Below are 17,826 nucleotides of genomic sequence, written 5' to 3' on the forward strand. Positions count from 1 at the left end.
CTTCCGTGAGCTCCAGGAAGGCCAGGTCGTGAACTTCGACGTCACGCAGGGCCAGAAGGGCCCGCAGGCGGAGAACATCACCCCCGCCTGATCTCGCGGTCAGACGCTGGTGGCCCCGGAACAGCTGTTCCGGGGCCACCGACGCGTCCCGCCCGACAACACCCCTGCGTATGCGCGAACCCGACAACACCCCTGCGTATGCGCGAAGTCGGGTGCGCCGAACCGTGTTCAGGGGTGCGGGTGTGTCACCCCGATGTGCCGTTCTCTCCGCGCGTCCGGTCCTGTTCCGGGGAGTCGTGGGGTGACTGCCGTCCGGGTGAACCGCCGGACAGCGCGGTGTCGTCTCCGTGGTCGTGGCGCATGCCGGGTACCGCGATGAGAGTGCCGTGCGGCTGGTCGGGCCCGGCGGAGTCGTTCGCCACGACGACCACCTCGTCCCGCGCGTTCCACACACGTCGTTCGGTCTTGGCGGGACTTAGCCGCAGTTCGTGCAGGTTACCGGTGGCTGCCTCCGGGTCGGTACGGCGGTAGCCGACGGCACATTCGCCCCGCCCCCGGGCGGCCGCCACGACCGTCGCGAACGAGGTCTCGCGCCCAGGTGTCGTGTAGTGGTGGGCCGGCCGCAGATGCACCGACGCGCCGTGCGCCGCGAACAGTTCCCCGAACACGGCGGCCAGATGCGGGTTGTGCGCGATCTGGGCCATCAGCAGGCCGGTCAGCTCACCCCGGACGACGACATCGGATGCCGGGCCCAGCGGCGCGAGCGCTCGGTTGCGGTGGTCGCCGAGTTCCGCGACCACCGGCAGGGTCCGGCCCGCCTGGATTTCCAGCTCCCGAAGCATCAGCAGGGTGACCAGGACCCTGTCGTCGGGATGCCCCGGGCCGTCCACGGCGTCCGCCCCGAGCACGATCACCGTGTCGTAGACGAAGAGATCCAGGTCCGCGAGGCTCTCCGGGTGCAGCAACTCACCACTTCGCCAGGAGACGGTCAGCCGTGCCGCGCCTTGCAGGGAACAGGCCTGGTCCTGGACGGGAGCCGTCTGCGACTCATCGACGACGACATCGAGTACCGACCCCGGCGCGACGCTGTGGCGCAGCGCCTCCACCAGCAGCGGCGCGCGACGGTTCCAGCCGAGCAGCAGCACCCGCACCGGCCCACCCCGGTCGGGCTGCGGCGCCGCGAACGCCGTCGGGTCGACGTACGCACGACAGTCGACCGGCGCCTCCGGCACACCGTCGTGCGCGATCACGATGAGCCGGTCCTCCGGGCCGACGACGGTGTCCGGAGCGGGGCTGAGCCGCGGCTGCCCGCCCGGACTCAACAGGCCCACCACACTGGACCGTTCGAAGCGCAGCAGCAGATCCCCGAAGCGAGCGCCCGCGGGCCCCTGCCCGACGGCTGGTGGCACATCCACGAGATGGAATTCCGCGCCGGAGAAATCGAGCAGGTCACGCAGAACCTCGCCCACCCCGGTGCGCCGCGCCGACTGCACCAGCAGTCTCGCCGTCGTCGCGTCCGTCTCCACGATCGTGCCGCGCCTGCCTGCGGCGAGCCGGGCGGCGGGCAGCTGACGGCGGTCGCGCACGGCCGCGACGACCGGCGGACCGGCCTCGTCACCGAGGACCGCCCGCAGGGCCAGCAGCACACGTACGACTTCGCTGTCCGCCTCCGGAGCCTCCGAGGGCAGTACGAGTACGGAACTGGCGGCCCGGGGAGTGACCAGGGCCAGGGTGTCGACCGTGGTCAGCGAGCCGCTGCGGCAGACCAGCCGGACAGCGGAGCCACGCCCCAGGGACGCGGTGAGCGCCTCCTCCATCTCGGCGACGTCCCGGTCGGCCAGGACGGCGATCACACAGCGGGAGCCGGCCCGGGCCGCGGCCAGCTCACCCACCACCGTGAACACCTGGTCCGACCAGCCCAGGACAACCGCGTGCTCCTGCTCAAGCACCATCGAGCGGCCCCGCCGCAACTCGGTCAGCCGTTCACCCAGTCCGGTGGTGATCACCCCCACCAGGGTCGACACGCACAGCAGCGCGACGATCCCCAGCAGCACCGACAGCGCCATCCGCATCGGCGCACCCGTCGGCGCGCCGAGCCGCAGCGTCTCCGCGCTGGTCCGCCACACCGCCGACAGGCGGCCCGACAGCGAACGCGGAGAGCCGGGATCCGTCCACACCACCAGCGCACTGACGGGCACCACCACCGCCAGGCAGGACACCACCAGCCAGCCCACCAGCATCCCCGTGCTGCGGGCCAGCGTCGTGTCGAACCGGTAGCGGGCCCGGTCCCGTAAAGAGGTCGGCCGTTGCCGCTCCACTGCGCACCCCTGCTTCCCCCGCCCGCCCCGGACGGCACCGCCGACACACCAGGGGCACCACCGTCCGCACGCGTAACGGCAGTGCCCTGGTCTGCAAGAGTGCTGGTCCGATGCCGGAGACACGCCCGGACACGATGACGTTCATCCTTTCGGGACACGTCACGTTCGCGCGGCGGCCTTCAGCGGCCGACAGGGGTCGTCAGCGGATGCCAGTGGCCAATGGGCCAGTCACCCAATGACCCAATGGGCCAGTGGGTCATCAACCCAGTGAGCCCCATCGACCCGGTGACCCGGTGACCCGGTCACCGGGTCGATGGGTGACTCTGGCCCCATGGCACGCGGGGCGCGGAACTACGCGCTGCGCGGCGGGGTCTGCTGCACGACCTCGAAGGACCACAGCGTGGAACCGCTCGCCGCCGGCTTGGGCCGCTCGCCGCCCTCCGCGCCGCCGCCCTGGTGGGCCGCCTTCATGCTGCCCTCCATCCACGCGGTGAAGGACTCCTCGTCACGCCACCGCGTGTAGACGAGATAGCTGTCGGTGCCCTCGATCGGGCGGAGGAGTTCGAACCACTCGAAGCCGTCGGAGTTCTCGACGGTGCCCGCGCGGGACGCGAACCGCTTCTCCAGGATTTCCCGCTGCTCGGCAGGGACGGTCAGGACGTTGATCTTGACTACGCTCATGCGCCCATCCTGCCGTGACCGCGTCCGGCGCCGGACGACGGGGTGCGCGTGGCGGCCGACTGCCTTGCCGCGCCGCCAGGCCGACGTACGGACAGAATTGCGTGTGGGAACGCGCATGACGGACCGCAGAAGACTCCCGACGGACACCACGTCGTCATCGACGGGCGGAAATGGCGGGCCACGGACCCCTCCCTGCCCGAGGACGTCGCAGCCCGTCTGCGACGTCACCTCATGGCGGCCCGCCGCGCGGTGCGTGCGGCGACCACCGCCGACGACGCGTCGGCCGAGCGCTCGGCGCGGGCGCGCGTGCAGCACGCGAAGGTCGCGCTGGGGGAACGTGGCACGCCCTGGTGGGAACAGTCCCAGGACGAGCGACGCCGACGCTGGGAGGACCACCTCGCGAAACTCGACGCGGACGCGCCGGACCAGACGGACCATCCGGATGAGGCGGACCATCAGGACGAGGCGGGCCAGGCGGGCCAGGCGGACCAGAGGGACGGCTGATTCCTGACCCTCGTGGGGTGGGCGTGCTCGGGCCCCGGCGGACGGGGCTGATCGGCCGAGTGTCAGTGGCAGCCTCTACGGTGTGAGCAGTGGGACCCGCTGGAGAGACCGCGGGGCCTGTTCCGGGGAGGGTTCTGTCATGTCTAGTGGGTCCGCGTCGACGACGTATCTGGAGCTGTCGCAGGAGGACGGCGCTGCGCACAAGTTCTACGAAGTGGCCGTGGACGGGCTGGTGGTGACAGTGCGGTACGGACGGATCGGTGCCGCCGGACAGATACAGACGACGACGTTCCCCACGGCGGACAAGGCGCGCGCCGCCGCCGCGAAGAAGGTGGGGGAGAAGGTCCGCAAGGGATACGCTCCCGCGGTCGCCGGACAGCGTCCGCCCCGTGCGGTGACCCGGCGTCAGGTGGCCTCGGCTCCCTCCACCGCGCGGTCCGTGGCCCCGGTGCTGTGGCGTTTCCGTACCGGGTCGTCCGCGTTCGGCATCCATGTCGACGACGACCGCTGCTGGGTCGGCAACCAGGCGGGCGATGTCTTCACCCTGGACCACGACGGTGGCGTCCTGGCCCGCTTCAGCCTGCCGGACGGTGTGAAGTGCCTGGTCGCCGACGACTTCTGGATATACGCGGGCTGCGATGACGGCCGGGTCTACGACCTGTCCTCGAAGCTGCCGTTCGCGGCGTACGACGTGGCGGCGGACGTCGACATCTTCTGGCTGGACATCCACGAGGGCGTCCTGAACGTGTCGGACCGCGAGGGCCGCCTGACCGTCATCGACCACGAGGACGAGCATCAGTGGGCGCGCCGCAGTCAGGGCGAGCACGGCTGGATGGTCCGCGCCGACGACCGGGCCGTCTACCACGGTCACCAGAGCGGGGTGAGCGCGTACGCGCCGGACGGGACCGGGGAGTTGTGGCACACGCCGACCCGCGGCGGGGTCCTGTTCGGCTGGCAGGAGCAGGACGCCGTGTTCGCGGGCACCGCGCACCGGGTGGTCCAGCGGCTGTCGAAGGCGACCGGCACGGTCGAGGCCACCTATTCCTGCGACAGCGCGGTCTACTCATGTGCCACCTCGCCCGGCGGCCGGTTCGTCTTCGCCGGGGACGCGTCCTCGTCGGTGTACTGCTTCGACCGGGACGGCACGCGTTTGTGGAAGCTGGGCACCGGCGGTGGCTCGGCGCTGTCGATGCAGTACCGCGACGAGCGGCTGTACCTGGTGACCACGGACGGCTCGCTGGTGTGCGTGGACGCGAGCGAGGCGGCCATCGCGGCGGCCCAGCAGGGCACGGTGCCGGTCGCCCGGGACGTCAAGCTCGCCGCGGCTCTGCCGACGTACGAACCGGCCACGGCCGTGACCGCACTGGCGAGTGTCTCGCAGGCCCCCGCCGGAGCGATCGTCGTCGAGTGCGTCCAGACGACCGGCCGCCTGCGCGTCCACGTGGTGTCCGAGGGCTACGACCAGTCCTGGAACGTCCAGTTCCCGCGCACGATACGAGAGCCCGGAGCCCGCTACGTCGTGGACGCCCTGCACCCGGCGGCGGGCGGCTTCTACCGGGTCCGCGGCGACATCCGGCGCCTGCTGTAGACCGTCGGCCCCGTATCCGGGGCGGCCGGGGACGGATTCCAGGGGCCGGGACCGATGAGTTGTGCCGTGTTTGCCGGTCTGCATCCACGACAGGACTCACCGGTCCCGGCCCCGTCCCGAGGAGAGCATCATGACCGTTCCCTACACGTTCGACGTCTTCTCCAGCCTCGACGGCTTCGGTGCCGCCGGCGGGGACTGGACCGGCTACTGGGGCAAGCAGGGTCCCGAGCTGCTCGACCACCGCCTCGCCCTGTACGGCGAGGAGCAGCGGATGGTCTTCGGGGCCAACACGTATCGGACGTTCGCCCGCATCCTGGCCTCAAGCGCCGCGGCGTCCGAGGTGCACGACCCGTGGGTCACCCGCATGACGAACCTGCCGGCGACGGTGGTGTCGACCACGCTGAAAGGCCCACTCGACTGGCAGGACGCGGACCTCGTGAACGGCGACGCGGTCGAGGTCGTCGCCCGGCTCAAGGAGGAGTCCAAGGTACCGCTGCGCTCGCACGGCAGCCCGTCGATGAACCGGGCGCTGATGGCCGCCGGTCTGGTCGACCGCGTCCAGGTGACGCTCTTTCCCGTGATCACCGGTAGGACGGGCCTCGACCCGATCTTCCAGGGCGCGGCCGACTTCGACCTCGAACTGATCGAGAGCCGAACACTCGACGGCCGCACCCAGGTACTCATCTACCGCCCGACCCTGCATGCCTGAACCCAGCCATGCCCCTTGAACCCGCTCTCCGAAGGGCGCCGCTTCCGGCCCACGCACTTGGTGGTCTTGACCTTGCCCAAGGGCGAGGGCCCACAGTGTGCCCACCGACAAAGCCGACGCTCTCCGTGTCCTTTGCCGGGACCGGAGACCGGATGAGGGGACCTTGGATGGAAACGCGCTGCGTCATTCTCGACATCGGCGGGGTCTTGGAGATCACGCCGCCGACAGGATGGCTTCACCAGTGGGACGAGCGGCTCGGGCTGCCCCACGGGACCGTGGACCGGAGGCTGGACGATGTCTGGCAGGCCGGCGCGGTCGGGACGATCACCGAGCCTGAGGTGCGGGCACAGGTCGGTGTCCGGCTCGGCCTCGACGCCCCGCGGATCGAGTCGTTCATGTCCGATCTGTGGGAGGAGTACCTGGGGACCCCGAACGTGGAGCTGATCGAGTACGTCCGGGGGCTGCGGTCCCGCTGTCGGCTGGGCATCCTCAGCAACAGTTTTGTGGGCGCCCGGGAACTGGAGACCGCGAGGTACGGGTTCGGCGAGCTGGTGGAGGAGATCCTCTACTCCCACGAGATCGGTGTCTGCAAGCCCGATCCGCGGGCCTTCGACATCACGTGTGCCCGTCTGCGAGTCCGCCCGGCGGACTGCCTCTTCATCGACGACTACGACGTCAACATCGCGGCGGCCCGAGCGGCAGGACTGCGGGCTCACCTCTTCGAGGACAACGAGCGGACCATCACCCGGATCGCAGAGCACCTGAGCGGTGCCGCGTCACCCGACACCACGCGTGGGAATCAGCTTCGCCGGAAAAACGTGCGTGGGGATGTCGATCCGAGCACGCTCCGTACGACGCAAGGGTGAGAGACCGACATCAACACGAGAGGTGAATGCCGTGCCCAAGGTCCGCGTACACAATGTGACGATCTCCCTGGACGGCTTCGTGGCCGGTGAGAACCAGCGCCTGGACGCCCCGTTCGGCGACGGCGTCGGATGGGGCGACGAACTGCACAGCTGGTTCGTCGCCGCGACGGAGGATTCCGCCGCCGGGAAGACCGGAATCGACGCCGACCGCCTCGCCCGCGGCGAGCGGAACATCGGGGCCACGATCATGGGACGCAACATGTTCGGGCCCCAGCGCGGGCCGTGGGCGGACGAGTCCTGGAAGGGCTGGTGGGGCGACAACCCGCCCTACCATCACGACGTCTTCGTGCACACCCACCATCCGCGCCCGGCACTGGAGATGGCCGGCGGAACGACCTTCCACTTCACGGACGACCCGCTGGAGACGGTGCTCCAGCGCGCCTTCGACGCCGCGGGCGGCAAGGACGTCCGGATCGGCGGCGGTGCGGCGGTCATCCAGCAGTACCTGCGCGCCGGACTGATCGACGAGCTCCACATGGTGATCGCACCGATGCTCATCGGGCGCGGTGAACGGCTGCTCGACAATCTGGGCGACGGCATCGACCGCTACCGCGTGTCCGAGCTGATCACTTCGCCGGCCGTCACCCACGCGGTGCTGGTCCGCCGCTGACGCGTGCAGGTTGAGGGTTGTTCTGTTGCCTATCGGGCCGGATGCGTGTGGGCCGATACGGCGCCTGCAGAGCTGACGAGACCCGGGGAGCGAACGGAACAGGCGGCCCCGGCGTCTGAGGTGCGTGAAACCATCGCGCCAAGTCGCCATTCTGATTCTGAGCGCCGGGCTGTTGCTCTCCGGCTGCTCGCCCTCGGACGACCGTCCGCGCGAGGAGGGGTACACCGGACCGACCTTGCCCGCCCGCACCGTGGATCGGGGCAAGGGTCAAGAAGGGCCGGCGGAGCCCGAGCAGCACAAGCCGTACCCGTACGACCTCTATACGCACTGCGGGATCAAGTGGCTGCGCTTCGGCGGCCGTTGGTGGGTTCTCGACTCCGTGCTGCCCGGGGCCGAGCAGTTCCAGGGGGAGCCGCCCTCGCGGGACAGTCAGATACTGCCCGGGTACGTGACACTGATCGGGCCGGACACCGCCGACTTCGACGCCGCCGGGATGCCGACGCTGCAGTTCGTACCGTCCGAGAAGGAACCACCCGGTTGCGCCTAGGGCCTGTCTGACAATTCCCGTCTGCCGGGCGACGACGGGAATTGTCAGACAGGCCCTAGGGCGCCGTCGTGCGGCGCCCGGGGCGAGCGGGGCAGGCCCCCGGGCGAGCGGGTGAGCGCGCGACCCGGACGGCCTGCGTCGAGTCGGCGCCCCGCCGCCCGGGGTGCGGACCCTACTTCTCGACGATGCCCGAGGCAGCGATCACGATCTTCGCGCGGGTGGTACCGGAGCCCGAGCCCAGGGACTCGATCTTCCGCACCAGGTCCTGTCCCTCGATCACTTCGCCGAAGACCACGTGCTTGCCGTCCAGCCACGAGGTGATGATCGTGGTGATGAAGAACTGCGAGCCGTTGCTGTTGGGGCCGGAGTTGGCCATGGACAGCAGGAACGGCTTGTCGTGCTTGAGCTTGAAGTTCTCGTCGTCGAACTTGGCGCCGTAGATGCTCTTGCCGCCCGTGCCGTCGCCACGGGTGAAGTCACCACCCTGGAGCATGAACTCCGGGATGACACGGTGGAAGCCCGAGCCCTCGTATCCGTAGCCGTGCTGGCCGGTGGCCAGCTCACGGAAGTTCTGCGCCGTCTTGGGGACGACGTCGTCGTACAGGTCGAAGACGATGCGGCCGGCGGCGTCGCCGTCAATGGTGATGTCGAAGAAGACGTTGGTAGACATAGGGCAATCCTTTCACGTCCCCGCGCACTGCCAGGGTGCCACCCTGCTTCGCCGCCCGAGAAGCCCAGATTCCGGCGGTTCCCCCGGCAGGTGCTTCCACGATCAGCCGGATCAGCCGGATCAACTGGATCAGCCGAGTCGACCGGATCGGCCGGTTGCCGCCTGTTCACGGGTGCGGCAGCGCCCCTAGGCTGTCCGATCTTCACGTTCTGGGGCACTTGTGACTCTGGGGGGCTCGTGAACAGTCTTCGTGCGGCCGTTGTCTGCCTTCTGCTCGCGTGCGCCGCGCTGTCGTCACCGACGGTGGCGGTGACGGTGACACCGAGCTGGTCGGTGCTGCCGGTACCGGCGGCGGCACCGCCGGTGACCGTGACCGATCTCGCCGCCCGGGGGCCGGGCGAGGCGTGGGCGACCGGGTACGAGCAGGCCGCCGACGGGCTGCGGCCGATGCTCTACCGGTGGGACGGCACGGCGTGGAGCCGGGACACGACCTTCCCGGGCGCCGGGGAACCGGGCTGGCTGGGCAAGGTGCAGTTCGTCGGCAGGGAAGTGTGGATCTTCCACAACCGCGACGGAGCCGGAGAGATCCTGCGCCGGTCGGCGGGAGCGTGGAGTTCCGTCGCGCTGCCGCGGACCCTGTGGACGTATCAGGACTTCACCGCGGTACCGGGTGCCGCCTGGGTGGTCGGCGAGGACGACACCGGGCTGAAGGTGCTGCACCACGACGGTTCGGGCTGGACCACGCAGGCCACCCCGGACGGTGTGCGCTACCTGATGGGTATCACCGCCCGCACCGCCGACGACGCCTGGGCCTGGGCGGACACGGACACCGGCACCACCGTCCTGCGCTGGGACGGCACGGCCTGGCGGGACGCTCAGGTTCCGCTGCCGCCGGACAGCAACGTGCACACGATCCTGCTCGAACCCTCCGGCCGGGTCACGATCGGCGGCAGCCAGTACACCGACGGCGTGGCCGGTACCTACCTGATGACGTGGGACGGCGAAGGGAACGCCTGGCGCACCACCCACCCACCGCTGGGCGACACCTACACCGAGGCCATGGTGCGCGGCCCGGACGGTGCCCTGTGGCTGCCGGTGCGCAGCGACCGTGCGTTCCAGTCGAAGTACGCACGCGTGGACGGCCGCCGCACCACCTTCTCCTACGGACCGGAACGTACGAACGCGATCGACGTCAAACCGCGTGCGCTGGCGAGGAGCGGATCCGCACTGCTGTCCTTCGGGACCGCCGAGATCTACGGCTCGAAACCGAACCTGATGAGCGAGCGGCTGGGAGGCTGACCATGCCCCACGGACTGCCCATCACCCGCGGAAGACCCATGGCGCACCGGCTTCTCGTCGCGGCCCTGGCCGTCGCCATGACCATCATGGCCGGCATGGCATCCGCCGCGGCCGATGCGCGGTCCTGGCTGCACGTCCCGGTCCCGGCACAGGTCCGCCCACAGGCCGCACTGAACGAGGCCGTGGCGTTCGGACCGGACCGGGCGTGGGCCGTGGGCGCCGACGCCGTCGGCCGTGAGGCACCGGGCTTCCCGCTCGTACTGCGCTGGGACGGAACCGCCTGGCAGCGCCAGAACCTCCCCGGAATCCGCTGGCAGGGAGAACTGCTGTCCGTCGCCGCGACGTCACCGACCGCGGTATGGGCGGTCGGCCGCGACTCGGCGGGCGGCGCCCGCCTGCTCCGGTACGAGGGCCAGGCCTGGAGCGAGAGCAGGCCGCCGAGCGGGTTCGTGCCGACCAAAGCCGTCGCCGGAGGCGGTGAGACCTGGCTGATCGGTTCGCGGGACGGCGCGCAGGCCCTGCTGCGCTGGGACGGGAGCGACTGGCAGGACGTGCCGGCACCGCCCGGATCCGTGTACGGCCTGCACATCCTGGCGGCGGACGACGTCTGGGCCGCGGGCGCGAACGTCTCGGGTGCCGCCGTGTCGCACTGGGACGGGCAGGCATGGCAGCAGACGGTCGTGGACGGATTCCCGCGGTCGGCCGTCGGCAGTGTCCTCGCGGTGTCCCCGACAGAGGTGTGGGCGGGCGGCACGGCCGGATTCGTCGGCGGTCCACCGGGCCGGCCGATTCCCCCGCTGCTCGTCCGCTTCGACGGACAGGCGTGGAACAAGGTGTCCGTGCCCACCGACTTCGGCTCCGTCGACTCACTGGCGCCCACCACGTCCGGCACGCTCGGCTGGGTCTCCGTGGCCCGCTCGCAGAAGTGGGGCCCGGCGGGCAGCAGCCCGCCACTCGTCCCAGGGCCGGACTTCCTCGCCTGGAACGGCCAGTCGTTCACCGAGTACGGCGAACCGGCGGTGGCCGGTGAGGGCGAGTCCTGGACGCTCCGGCTGGCGACCGTGCCCGGCACGGAGTCGGTGTGGTCGGTCGGCCGCGCCGACGGCCCCGAGGGCACCTTCGCCCCGCGCATCCTGCGGTTCGACTGACCGCCGAACACACTGCGCAGGCCGCACCCCACGGCGCGGACCGGCGCAACCGACGACGTGGACCCCGCGGCACCCCATGGCGTGGCCTCGCGGTCACTTCCACCCGTACGCGTACGCCGCCACCCACGTGATGTCGATCTGCGCGCTGCTGCCGGGCGCCGCCCCGGGCCCTTCCAGGGCGCTCTCGTTCTGCATCACCCAGGACAGCGGGCTGTCCGGCACGCCCCGGGTGTCGTGGCCCGTCTCGCGGCCGTCGACGAAGAAGCGGACGTTGCCGGGTGTCCATTCCGTGGACACGGTGTGCCAGTCGGTCCAGTCGTCACTGCCAGGGAAGTAGCCCTGTTCACCGCCCCCGCAGGGATGGTGGAAGGACGAGAGGGAGCCGGTCCACTCGCCCTCGGGATGGTCCATCTCGCAGCCGCCGCCGTAGTGCAGCCAGGCGGACTTGTAGCCGGGCGCCGCCTTCGTCACCTTGATGCGCGCCGAGTACTTGCCGTAGGCCATGTCCATGACCGCGCGAGGCAGCACCGCAGCGGAGTGCACGGGACCGCCGTCGGCCGGACGCCACATCCGGATGAACATCCGTCCGTCGCCGTTCGGCGCGGGACCCACGCTCACGGTGTCCTCCGGGTGGTAGACGCCCACCACCTCCCGGCCCCGGCTCACAGCCGTGTCGGGCCAACCGGTGGGATACGCCCACCAGTTGTCGCGGTACGTGCCGCGCAGCCCTCCGCAGTGGGCGCCGGAGGTGTCGACGTGGTGATCGCAGTCGCTGAACGAACCGAGCGGCACGCGGTCGCCGTTGAAGTCCTCCGCGAGAACCTGCCAGAAGGGACCGCAGTCACCGCGGGGCAGCCGCACCGCCGTGGCACCGCAGGCGTCGGTCCTCGCGGGCGCGCCGTCGGCGCGGGGGAGCCACAGGAGCGCGGCCACGAGCGCGACCGCCACGGACACCAGCAGGAAGGGGGGCCTCAGGTGGTGCGGGGCCGCGTGTGAACCCATCACGGACTCCTCGGGTCGCAACTGCCGACGCCAACTGCCAACTGCCGTCCGCCGTCTGCCGTCTGCCGTCTGCCAAAGGCTGGCTACCAAGGCCGACTGCCGAAGGCCGGCTACCGGAAAACATCCTCGCCGCTGACCCCGCCCGGCGCCACAGCCCGGCCGGCCCCAGGGCGGGCGACGACGGGAATTGTCAGACAGGCCCTACGCGGATTCCCGGACCACCAGCTCGGGATCGAAGATGATCGACGTCGGCTCGGTGCGTACGCCCGCGATGTGTTCGGCGAGCAGACGGGCCATCGCCGCCGCCATGTCCTCGACCGGCTGGCGGACGGTGGTCAGCGGTGGCCGGCAGGTGACCGCCACGCTCGAATCGTCGAACCCGACGACCGCGACCTCGTGCGGCACCCGCCGTCCCCGCTCCCGCAGCACCTGGCAGATGCCCTGGGCCATCAGGTCGTTGGCCGCGAACACCCCGTCCGTGTCCGGGTGTTCGGCGAGCAGTTCCGTCATCGCCGCCATGCCGCTGTCGACGGTGAAACCGCCCTGCACGAGCGGGACGTACGCGTGGCCGTGGCGGGCCATCGTGTCGCGGAACCCGGCAAGGCGCTCCTGGCTCGCGGACACGGCCAGCGGTCCGGACACGGTGGCGATGCGTCGGCAGCCGCGGCCCAGCAGATGCTCGGCGGCCAGCCGTCCGCCGTCCCGGTGGGCGAGGTCGACATAGCTGAGCGCGACCGGCCGGGAGGGCCGGGCGAACAGTACGGCGGGCAGTCCCGCCCCGGCCAGCAGCGCGGGCAGCGGATCGTCCGCGTGCGTCGAGACCACGAGGGCCCCGTCCGCGCTGCCCTGCCGCAGATACGTCACGACCTCCTGCCGTGCCTCGGCTGTCTCGGCGAACATGAGCACCGGATGCATCGAGCGCGGACGCAGCTGGCCCACGACCCCGCTCACCACCCGGCCGAAGAACGGGTCCGCCAACACCCGTGCGGCGAAGGCGTTCTGCTCCTCCTCCGAGACGTCACCGGCGCCGGACACCACGAGCACCACGGTCTCGGTACGCCGGGTCACCAGCGATCTGGCCGCCTGGTTGGGCGCGTAACCCGTTCTGCTGATGGCCTCGCGGACCGACTCCTGGATGGCGGGGTCGACGTTGCGGACACCGTTGACGACGCGGGAGACGGTGGCGCGGGAGACGCCCGCCTCCCGCGCCACATCCTCCAGGGTCGGGGCCTGTCTGCTCATGCCCGCACCCTAACGGCACCGGTCACGGACGGCATAGAGCGCTCTCCCGGAGTGCGGGCCGACCCTCGGCGCCGGTCGTCCCACAGGTCAGTTGTAGATGCCGAACTCATAGAGGGAATAGCCCCAGCCGGTGCCGCGTGCGGTGCCGTTGACCCGCACATAGCGGCCGGTGCCTGACACGTCGAAGTCGTCGACCCCGCCGTTGCCGTCGGTCACCTCGCGCACGGTCCGCCAGCTCTGACCGTCGTCGGACGTCTGGATCGTGTACGCCTTGGCGTAGGAGGTCTCCCAGACCAGTTGCACATGCCTGAACGTGCTGCGCGTGCCGAGGTCGACCCGCAGCCACTGCGGATCGCTCCAGTCACTGGCCCAGCGCGTGTCGTTCTTCCCGTCCACGGCGCCCGCGGCGGTGCAGGGGCAGTCGCCGCCGCCCGTCTGGTAGGAGGAGGCGGTCGCCGGCTTGTTCAGTGCGAGGTTCGTGCCGTCGACGACCGGCGGCACCACACGGATCGAGCGCGTCTCGACGCCGACGTTGCCCCTGCCGTCCGTGGCTTTGACGTAGATCTTCCACACTCCGGGCCGGTCGGGCGCGGTGACCCTGAGCCGGCCCCCGCCGAGGTCGGTGTGCGGCCGGGCGGTGAGCTGCCCGCTCCGGTCGACGTACATGCTGTTGTCCAGCACCTCGTACGAGATCGCGTCCCCGTCGGGGTCGCTCGCGCCGACCGCCAGGGTCAGGTCGCGCCCGGCCTGCACCTTGCCCGCGTCGCCCTCCACGGACAGGCCGGTGACGACCGGGGGTGTGTTGTCGCGTGAGGTGTCGGCGCCGTACGCGCGCTTCACCGCGTAGTACGACAGCCGTTTCTGTCCGGCGGGCAGCAGGTTGAACCAGATCCCGCCGAAGTCGTACTCGGTGCCGTAGTGGAACATCGTGGCGCCGAGCGCGACCCCCCGGTGTCCGGTGACGCAGCCCCACGCCCTGGTGTATCCGGCTGCTTTGGCCTGGTCGGTGGGCTCCTGGGGGACTCCGTTGGCGTCGTCGGGCACCTCCCACTCGCCGGGCGGGCCGCTCTCGGTGACGATGTACGGCTTGGTGTAACCGCCCTGTTCCCAGGCGGACTTGATGTCGCACACGGCGTTGTAGGCGTTGACCGCGTACAGGTCGAGGTCGGGCGCGTTGCGCTTGTAGTAGGGCCAGGCGCCGACCCATGCGTCGGTGGAGGTGACCGGGTGGTTCGGGTCGATCCCGTGGATCTTCCTGGTGATGTCGTTGACGAAGGTGGTGTAGGCGTTGCGCTGGCGTTCCAGCTCGTCACCGCTGAAGCAGTTCTGCAGGCCGAGCACCGACTCGTTGCCGACGTTCCACATCAGCACACCGGGATGGTCCTTGTACTCCTGGACCCACTTGGGGAACTCGTCGAGCATCTGGTTCTTGTACGCGGTGTCCGTCAGGTAGTTCACACAGCCGCCGCTGCCCGGACCGCCGCCGGGCTGCAGCCAGAACCCGGCGACGACCTTGATGCCGTTCGCCGCCGCGGAGTCGAACAGGGCCTTGCTGGAGGCGTCGGTGCCCCAGGTGCGGACGGTGTTGACACCCATGGATCTGACGTCGGGCATGTACCGGCCGGCGTCGGCCACGGCCGGACCCCAGGTCAGGCCTTTGACCTGGTACGGGCTGCCGTCCACGGTCAGCTGCCAGTTGCCCTGGGAGCCGGTCACCCTGACGACGCTGCCGGCGGCGTGCGCCTGCTGCGCGGGCAGGGAGAGGGCGCCGGCGGCCAGCAGCCCTGCGGTGAGTGGCGCCGCGATCCGGCGCATGCGGGTGGGTGTGGGGCTCATATGGGATCTCCGGTGTGGGGGTGGAGGGGGCGGCCGGACCGTGGCGGGGTGGTCCGGCCCGGCCGCCCGGTACGCGACAGGGTCCGGCTCGCTCAGGGAAGTTCGTAGTTCTCGTCGAGCGCCGCCCCGGCTTCGGGGTGGGTCTGGTCGTAGCCGCGCGCGTCGCACTGCAGGCCGCCGACGAGGCAGTGGCCGACCAGCGCGTTCAGGGTCGGCGCGTCCCAGGCGTTGAAGAAGTCGTAGTGGAACGACCAGCTCGGTCCGCTGGCCAGCTTCACCTGGGAGAGATCGCCGTTGACGGGCCAGGCCATCTTGAACTCGATCATCGGCAGGGCGACCGGATGGCTGGTCGGGCAGATGTTGTTGTTCGTGCCGGGGTTGACCACGGGATAGGCCATGTGGCTCTTGTGGTCAGGTGTGTCCAGGTACCGGCCGTCCCAGCAACTGGGCGCCTGGAAACGGATGTTGAGCTTGACGTCCGGACGGCTCGGGCAGTTCGTCGGGAAGTCGACGTTGAAGAAGCTGTCGCCGCACTCCCAGCCCTCGACGAAGCCGCGGTGCCCGCGGAACTCCTCCCGGCTCTGGGTCGGGCTGCCCACGAGGAACCGCAGGCCCTTGGGGAAGGGGCGCACGCTCGTGTAGTCGGTGACACCCGCCTTGTAGTAGATGACCTGCTGGCCGACCGGCAGCACCGGCTGGTCGCCCTTGAAGAGGGTGGGCATCCAGTAGCCGGACCGGTCGCCGGGCGCGTTGCAGGTGGTGGTGGCGCCGTCGAGTGAGGACGTCGTGCTGTTCGCGTTCGTCGAGCGGTTGCCCATGAAGGTGTGGTCGTGGGACTTGCCCGGCTGCTGCGGGTACACGATCGGGTCGTCCGGCTTGGTGTGGCTCACCGAGCAGTTGGCCTGGAACTCGTGGAAGTAGCGGTGGGGCGGCTCCTTCGTGGACGGCGAGACGCCGGTCACCGGCGGGTTCGCGGGAATGTAGCCGTCGCCGTCGGGGTCCTCCGGGGAGGCGGCGGTCGACGCGGCCATGGTGTGGCCCATGTGGCCCGTGCGGTGCGTGGTGGACGCCGCTGTCGCGTCGCCCGGCGGTGGGGGAGTGCCGGCGGTGGCGGCGACACCGCCCAGACCGAGCGAGGTCAGCAACAGGGCGCCGGCGATCAGGCTTCCTGAGACGAGCTGCGATCTCCGTGGCATGGAGACCTCCTGAGGACGTCGATGGGGGGAACTGTGCGGGGGCGGCCCCTTGGGCGGGTCGCACGACCGGGAGATCGTCGGGAGAGCGCTCTCCCGCTCTCCCGTGACGGAGTGTTGAGGCGGGAGCGCGGGGTGTCAAGGCATCCGACGGAAGGGGCAGTTGGCGGTGGCCTGCCGCGCGGGCCGTGCGCTCGCACGGCCATCGGCTCCGCAACTGCCGCATCGCGCAGCCCCATTGCCAACTCCGGGCATCGCCCCTAACCTCACATCGTCTCCATCCATGAACTTCATTCGCCTACACGAACGAGGATCGATGGGTAAACGAGTGCGCCGTATCGCGGTTCTGACGTCCGTGGCCCTGTTCGTCGGCCTGTTGGGCCCAGCCGCCTCCGCTCACCCAGGGGCTGCTCGCACGACATCCGTGGACGCACGGGCCGATCAGTCAAGCACCGCGCGGCCCGACACCGTCGTCCTCGACGGCGGACGGCTCCAGCAGACCAAGGTCCGCCTCCAGCACGGCGACCCCCGACTCCGCGAAGCCGTCGCTGATCTGACCGGCCGGGCCGACAAGTGGCTGGACCAGGGCCCCTGGACCGTCGTCGACAAGCCGAGGCCCGCACCCGGCGGCGACGTCCACGACTATCTGAGCCAGGCCCCCTACTGGTGGCCGAGCCGATTGCCGACCGCCGACAACCCGTGGGGCTGCCCGTACGTCCAGCGGGACGGCGAGCGCAATCCCGAGGTCGACTCGGGCACCGACCGGCTGGACCTGGAGAAGGTCTTCGACTCGTCGTACGACCTCGCGCTCGCCTGGCACTACACGGGGAAGCGGCAGTACGCCGAGAAGGCCGCGCAGGTCCTGCGGACATGGTTCCTGGCGTCCGCGACACGGATGAACCCGCACCTCGACCATGCCCAGTTCATCCCCTGCAAGTACGACGGCCGGGCCATCGGCATCATCGACTTCTCGCAGTCCTACACGGCGGTCCTCGACGCCGTCGCGATCCTCGAGTCCGGCACCCGGTCCGGCGCGCCCGCCTGGAGCAGGGCGGACCGGGCCGGTATGCGGCAGTGGAACAGCGACTTCCTCGACTGGCTGACGACCAGCGAGTTCGGCCGCCAGGAAGCGGCGGCGGCGAACAACCACGGCACGTTCTACGACCTGCTGGTGGCGGGTCTTGCGTCCGCCACCGGCGAGAAGGACCTGGCCCGCCGGACCGTACGCGCCGCGGCCGTCACCCGCGTCGATCCCCAGATCGCGGCGGACGGAAGTCAGCCGCAGGAGCTCGCCCGGACCAGGAGCTGGCACTACTCGACCTTCGACCTCGTCGCGTACACCAGACTCGCCGCGATCGGGCAGCACATCGGCGTGGACCTCTGGCGCCACCGGGGACCGGACGGCCAGAGCCTCTTCAAGGCCGTGCGCTACCTGCTTCCGGCGGCCACGGGACGCGTCGCGTGGCCGCACCCCGAACTCGAATGCCGTCGCTTCGCGGCGAGCGACGTCGTCCACGCGGCCGCGGACGCCGGCGACCGCGCGGCGCGGCGGG

General features: G+C 70.6%; 17 protein-coding genes. 10 read left to right on the forward strand and 7 right to left on the reverse strand.

The window, feature by feature from the left end:
- A partial coding sequence (locus ACFVH5_RS39250; RefSeq protein ID WP_385837884.1) for a cold shock domain-containing protein occupies positions 1–91 on the forward strand: 91 nt, incomplete at its 5' end.
- Between the two features lie 154 nt (positions 92–245).
- Here ACFVH5_RS39250 and ACFVH5_RS39255 read toward each other — a convergent pair.
- On the reverse strand, positions 246–2,318 hold the full coding sequence (locus ACFVH5_RS39255; protein WP_385838486.1) for an NAD-binding lipoprotein: 2,073 nt from the start codon (positions 2,316–2,318) through the stop codon (positions 246–248).
- Positions 2,319–2,669: 351 nt separating this feature from the next.
- Entirely contained in the window at positions 2,670–2,999 is a 330-nt protein-coding gene (locus ACFVH5_RS39260; protein ID WP_385838487.1) for an antibiotic biosynthesis monooxygenase family protein, read from the reverse strand.
- A gap of 96 nt (positions 3,000–3,095) precedes the next feature.
- Between ACFVH5_RS39260 and ACFVH5_RS39265 the strand changes: the two genes are divergently transcribed.
- The 6 genes from ACFVH5_RS39265 (at position 3,096) to ACFVH5_RS39290 (ending at position 7,883) form a co-directional block, all read left to right on the forward strand.
- Positions 3,096–3,503 (forward strand): hypothetical protein, encoded by a 408-nt coding sequence (locus ACFVH5_RS39265; protein WP_385838499.1) that lies wholly within the window; start codon positions 3,096–3,098, stop codon positions 3,501–3,503.
- A 139-nt stretch (positions 3,504–3,642) separates the two neighbouring features.
- Complete coding sequence (locus tag ACFVH5_RS39270) at positions 3,643–5,091, forward strand: WGR domain-containing protein (protein WP_385838488.1); 1,449 nt, start codon at positions 3,643–3,645, stop codon at positions 5,089–5,091.
- 130 nt (positions 5,092–5,221) lie between these two features.
- The gene (locus ACFVH5_RS39275; protein ID WP_385838489.1) at positions 5,222–5,800 is read left to right on the forward strand and encodes a dihydrofolate reductase family protein; all 579 of its coding nucleotides are present in this window, start codon (positions 5,222–5,224) and stop codon (positions 5,798–5,800) included.
- Between the two features lie 167 nt (positions 5,801–5,967).
- Positions 5,968–6,666, forward strand: coding sequence for an HAD-IA family hydrolase (locus ACFVH5_RS39280; protein WP_385838490.1), 699 nt, complete (start codon positions 5,968–5,970; stop codon positions 6,664–6,666).
- Between the two features lie 31 nt (positions 6,667–6,697).
- A complete protein-coding gene (locus tag ACFVH5_RS39285) occupies positions 6,698–7,336 on the forward strand; it encodes a dihydrofolate reductase family protein (RefSeq protein ID WP_385838491.1) in 639 nt (212 codons plus the stop codon).
- Positions 7,337–7,460: 124 nt separating this feature from the next.
- Entirely contained in the window at positions 7,461–7,883 is a 423-nt protein-coding gene (locus ACFVH5_RS39290) for a hypothetical protein (protein WP_385838492.1), read from the forward strand.
- 172 nt (positions 7,884–8,055) lie between these two features.
- Here ACFVH5_RS39290 and ACFVH5_RS39295 read toward each other — a convergent pair whose 3' ends face one another.
- The gene (locus ACFVH5_RS39295; protein ID WP_384806853.1) at positions 8,056–8,553 is read right to left on the reverse strand and encodes a peptidylprolyl isomerase; all 498 of its coding nucleotides are present in this window, start codon (positions 8,551–8,553) and stop codon (positions 8,056–8,058) included.
- Positions 8,554–8,790: 237 nt separating this feature from the next.
- Between ACFVH5_RS39295 and ACFVH5_RS39300 the strand changes: the two genes are divergently transcribed.
- Together ACFVH5_RS39300 and ACFVH5_RS39305 are read left to right on the forward strand one after the other, a co-directional pair.
- The gene (locus ACFVH5_RS39300; RefSeq protein WP_385838493.1) at positions 8,791–9,852 is read left to right on the forward strand and encodes a hypothetical protein; all 1,062 of its coding nucleotides are present in this window, start codon (positions 8,791–8,793) and stop codon (positions 9,850–9,852) included.
- A 38-nt stretch (positions 9,853–9,890) separates the two neighbouring features.
- On the forward strand, positions 9,891–11,000 hold the full coding sequence (locus ACFVH5_RS39305) for a hypothetical protein (RefSeq protein WP_385838494.1): 1,110 nt from the start codon (positions 9,891–9,893) through the stop codon (positions 10,998–11,000).
- 93 nt (positions 11,001–11,093) lie between these two features.
- Here ACFVH5_RS39305 and ACFVH5_RS39310 read toward each other — a convergent pair whose 3' ends face one another.
- The 4 genes from ACFVH5_RS39310 to ACFVH5_RS39325 all read right to left on the reverse strand — a co-directional run bounded on the left by ACFVH5_RS39310 (position 11,094) and on the right by ACFVH5_RS39325 (position 16,276).
- Positions 11,094–12,002, reverse strand: a complete 909-nt coding sequence (locus ACFVH5_RS39310; protein ID WP_385838495.1) for a glycoside hydrolase family 16 protein — start codon at positions 12,000–12,002, stop codon at positions 11,094–11,096.
- A gap of 201 nt (positions 12,003–12,203) precedes the next feature.
- Positions 12,204–13,244: a LacI family DNA-binding transcriptional regulator gene (locus ACFVH5_RS39315; protein ID WP_385838496.1), complete on the reverse strand. Its 1,041-nt coding sequence runs from the start codon at positions 13,242–13,244 to the stop codon at positions 12,204–12,206.
- An 87-nt stretch (positions 13,245–13,331) separates the two neighbouring features.
- On the reverse strand, positions 13,332–15,080 hold the full coding sequence (locus ACFVH5_RS39320; RefSeq protein WP_385838497.1) for a discoidin domain-containing protein: 1,749 nt from the start codon (positions 15,078–15,080) through the stop codon (positions 13,332–13,334).
- Positions 15,081–15,172: 92 nt separating this feature from the next.
- A complete protein-coding gene (locus ACFVH5_RS39325; protein ID WP_384806838.1) occupies positions 15,173–16,276 on the reverse strand; it encodes a DUF1996 domain-containing protein in 1,104 nt (367 codons plus the stop codon).
- Positions 16,277–16,589: 313 nt separating this feature from the next.
- On the opposite strand from ACFVH5_RS39325, the gene ACFVH5_RS39330 reads away from it, so the two are divergent.
- Positions 16,590–17,826 (forward strand): alginate lyase family protein (locus ACFVH5_RS39330; RefSeq protein ID WP_385838498.1); only part of this gene is annotated, 1,237 nt, incomplete at its 3' end.

Origin of the sequence: Streptomyces sp. NPDC127119, assembly GCF_042677425.1 — a bacterium.
In the GTDB taxonomy this organism is placed as follows: domain Bacteria; phylum Actinomycetota; class Actinomycetes; order Streptomycetales; family Streptomycetaceae; genus Streptomyces.

Bases quoted from the DNA above. Each gene is read 5' to 3' on its own strand.
- ACFVH5_RS39260 (WP_385838487.1), bottom strand. From the start codon at position 2,999: ATGAGCGTAGTCAAGATCAACGTCCTGACCGTCCCTGCCGAGCAGCGG.
- ACFVH5_RS39270 (WP_385838488.1), top strand. From the start codon at position 3,643: ATGTCTAGTGGGTCCGCGTCGACGACGTATCTGGAGCTGTCGCAGGAG.
- ACFVH5_RS39275 (WP_385838489.1), top strand. From the start codon at position 5,222: ATGACCGTTCCCTACACGTTCGACGTCTTCTCCAGCCTCGACGGCTTC.
- ACFVH5_RS39280 (WP_385838490.1), top strand. From the start codon at position 5,968: ATGGAAACGCGCTGCGTCATTCTCGACATCGGCGGGGTCTTGGAGATC.
- ACFVH5_RS39295 (WP_384806853.1), bottom strand. From the start codon at position 8,553: ATGTCTACCAACGTCTTCTTCGACATCACCATTGACGGCGACGCCGCC.
- ACFVH5_RS39305 (WP_385838494.1), top strand. From the start codon at position 9,891: ATGGCGCACCGGCTTCTCGTCGCGGCCCTGGCCGTCGCCATGACCATC.
- ACFVH5_RS39310 (WP_385838495.1), bottom strand. From the start codon at position 12,002: ATGGGTTCACACGCGGCCCCGCACCACCTGAGGCCCCCCTTCCTGCTG.
- ACFVH5_RS39315 (WP_385838496.1), bottom strand. From the start codon at position 13,244: ATGAGCAGACAGGCCCCGACCCTGGAGGATGTGGCGCGGGAGGCGGGC.
- ACFVH5_RS39320 (WP_385838497.1), bottom strand. From the start codon at position 15,080: ATGAGCCCCACACCCACCCGCATGCGCCGGATCGCGGCGCCACTCACC.
- ACFVH5_RS39325 (WP_384806838.1), bottom strand. From the start codon at position 16,276: ATGCCACGGAGATCGCAGCTCGTCTCAGGAAGCCTGATCGCCGGCGCC.